The following is a 3,458-nucleotide window of genomic DNA, read 5'->3' on the forward strand; positions in this document are numbered from 1 at the left end:
ACACTGCCAAAGGGCAGTATGGTGTTGGAACAAATTTAACAGCATTATATGATAACATTGTAGCTGTTGAAGGCCAGGGATATGCAGATAATTTATTGGCCAACGGCTGGCAGACTATGGATGATCCGATTAATCCGGGTACTAAACTGTTATTTGCCGACAATAATTACCAGGATCTGCTTTGGAATACCGGCATAAGCAATAATTACAATTTTGGGATTGATGGAGGCAGCCAGATTGCTACTTACAATATATCAATGAACTACGTTRATCAGGCAGGTACTTTTGTGGGCACAAGCTATAAAAGATATAGTGCGCTTGGAAATTTTGGGTTTAAAGCAAGCGAAAAACTACAGATCAATGCCATGCTTAACTACCAGAATGTATTGCCAAATTATGTAGATGCATATACCAACGACCTGGTACGCGCTACACGCATTACGCCTCTGATCAGAATTTTTAAAGATGATGGTACACCAACTACAGGCGAAAACCTAACGACAAGAAACCGCTTTCATACGTTGGCCTACGATAATACCAAAGCATCAACTGAACGATTGGTTTCGAGGGTAGATGCAGATTGGGCTATTGTTAAAGGCCTACATTACAGGCCAGCTTTGTCTTACTTAATTAGCGATGACAAAACTATTTTTTCAAGAAAAGCATTTCCAGATCCGATCCAGTTTGCAACCACCCGGTTAAAAACGGAGAATACCAACAACACCCGTCAGTTGATGATCGATCAGATCGTACAGTACGATTACACCTTAAAAGAAAACCATCATTTTACCGCATTGGCTGGTTTTAATTATACCAAAAATGACGGGAACAGTATCGATATAGGTTCGCAACGTGGAACCAACGATTACATTACCACGATAAACGAACCAACTGTAACCACCATTAACGGTGTAACAGTAACCAATGTTACCAATTTCGGAACGCGCATTAACCAAACTAAATCTGCGAGTTTTTTCGGACAGCTGAGTTACGATTATAAAAGTAAATACCTTTTAAGCGGCGTATTGCGGAACGATGGTTTTTCAAATTTTGCCCCTGAAAATAAGTGGGCATTATTCCCGTCGGTTTCTGCAGGATGGAATATCCATAAAGAAGATTTCTGGAAATCGAATGTGGTGAGCACCTTAAAACTTAGAGGAAGCTGGGGACAGGCAGGTTCGAGCGATTTAGATTTAACCGATACTTATGGAAGTTATACCTCAGCGGTTTATGCACAGAATTCAGGCATCCAACGTGCAAACTTATCCAATCCGAACCTGGTTTGGGAAACCACACAAACAACTGATGTTGCGGTAGAAGCAGGTTTTTTCAAGAACAGGGTGAATCTTACTGTCGATTTATATGATAAACTAACCAAAAACCGCATCGATTCTAAACCATTGCCAGCAGAGGCGCCGTTTTCTACCATTACATTCAATAACGGAACAATCCAGAACAAAGGGATAGAAATCGAGCTTCAGGCAACTGTGCTGAAAATGAAAGATTTCGCCTGGAACGCCAATTTCTCTTTTGCCTACAACGCGCAAAAAGTAATCAGCTTACCTAATAATGGCAGGTTAAAAAATAGACAGAATGGAGGCGTTGTCATCGATCCAAATACCGGTAAAGAAATTGAAGTGGGCGGATATGCAGAAGGAGAACGCCCGTTTGGTTACTATGCCTGGCAGGTAGAGAAGGTTTTTTCTACAGAGGCTGAAGCTGCTGCATGGGGTAAAGTAGATCAGATTGCTACGGCGGCTGGTATAACGGTAGGTAAACATGCGGGAGATTACAAGTTTGCAGATTTAAACAACGATAACATTATCGATAACCGCGATATGGTGTTTATGGGTTATAAAACACCAAATAAAATCGGAGGTTTTCAAAATACATTTACCTATAAAAGTTTTACGCTTAGGGTTAATATGGATTATGCTTTAGGCTTTGTGATCTCTGATGGCGCTTTAGCCAGATCTTTAGGACAGGGCAGGGCCTATAATGAAGGTGCTCCGGCACAAGCTTTAGGGAACGATATCTGGCAAAAATCTGGTGATGTGGATAAATTATATGCCCGTTTCTCTTTCGGGGACGCTGATTTCGGACAGAAAAACTTTATCAGACAGGGAGCCAGTACGGTAGGTACCGGAAGTGGTTATGCATCGGATGTTTCTACCATGATTTCGAAAGGAGACTTTTTAGCCTTACGCGAAATTTACCTGAGTTACGATCTGCCTAAAAACATCATGTCGAAAATCGGTTCAACCGGAATGAGTGTTTTTGCGAGCGTTACCAACGTAGGTTACCTCACTAAATACAAAGGGTTGAACCCTGAAACTTACACAGGATTCGATCCGGGAGGTTATCCTCGTCCAAGACAGTTCACCTTAGGCGCATCATTAAGATTTTAACATTTAAAAACATGAAAATGACCAAGAAATATATCCTGCTTTCTGTTATCATTGTAATAGCAGCAGCTTTTTCATCTTGCAAAAAATTACTCGAAGTTAAACCACAATCGCAGATTACCGATCAGGTTTACTTTAAAAGTGAGGGCGATTTTCTTCCCTATGTTACCGGAACATATACTTCCATCAGGGCCTTTGCCAATTCCATTACCTACGGTACCGAACGGAGCGAGGAACTCATAAATGGAACCAACAGCCGTTTAACAACGGTATGGTCACAGATATTAAGTCCAACAGTAGGTGCTTTAAACTACAATGGACAATACAAAGCCATTGGTAACTGTAATCTCCTGCTCAGCAAAATAGAGCCTTTTCCTTTTTCTAATGCGGCTACGAAGAACAGGTTAAAGGCCGAAACACTTTGTCAGCGTGCCTATACTTATTTTTATCTGGTTAGGATTATTGGCGATACTCCATTGATGCTCGAAACCATTACCGATGATAATGTTCCACTTTTGCCAAGAGCGAAAGCCACTGAGGTGATGAAACAGGTTTTTGCTGATTTAGATCAGGCTATAGCACTTTTTCCTGAAAAAACTTACGTATCCAAATACAGGTTTTCGTATGGCGCTGCATTGGCGTTAAAAGCTGAAGCTAAATTATGGAGCGCCAAAGTATTAGCTGGAGGAACGGCAGATTTTAACGATGCGATCACCGCTGCTGCTGCAGTAGAAGCCACAGGTGTTTCATTATTGACCAACTTTAAAGATGTAACCACAACGAGGGCAAACGCTGAAGTAATCATGTTGGCCTATTATAACCGTGATGAAAATGGCGCAAACTATGGTTTAAATGCTTTGCCATTTTTAACGGCGATTTCAAATGCATCCAACCTTGATAGCATTGCCTATGCGCTTACTTCTGTTAACGGACAGGGCGGCTACCAGATCAGTAAAGAAAGCAGGGCACTTTTTAGCGGCCTAACCGCTGATAAACGTGTGCCAAATACCTTTATCATCGAAAGACAGGGAACCGTACAAAAGAGCGCATGGA

At 41.5% G+C, this 3,458-nt stretch carries 2 protein-coding genes; both read left to right on the forward strand.

Features of this window, described 5'->3' with window-relative positions:
• Nucleotides 1-2,408 (forward strand): SusC/RagA family TonB-linked outer membrane protein (locus AC1DND_RS23120; RefSeq protein WP_477584939.1); only part of this gene is annotated, 2,408 nt, incomplete at its 5' end.
• Between the two features lie 17 nt (nucleotides 2,409-2,425).
• A partial coding sequence (locus tag AC1DND_RS23125; protein ID WP_477584940.1) for a RagB/SusD family nutrient uptake outer membrane protein occupies nucleotides 2,426-3,458 on the forward strand: 1,033 nt, incomplete at its 3' end.

The sequence above is a fragment of the Pedobacter sp. 01N416 genome (assembly GCF_056399685.1).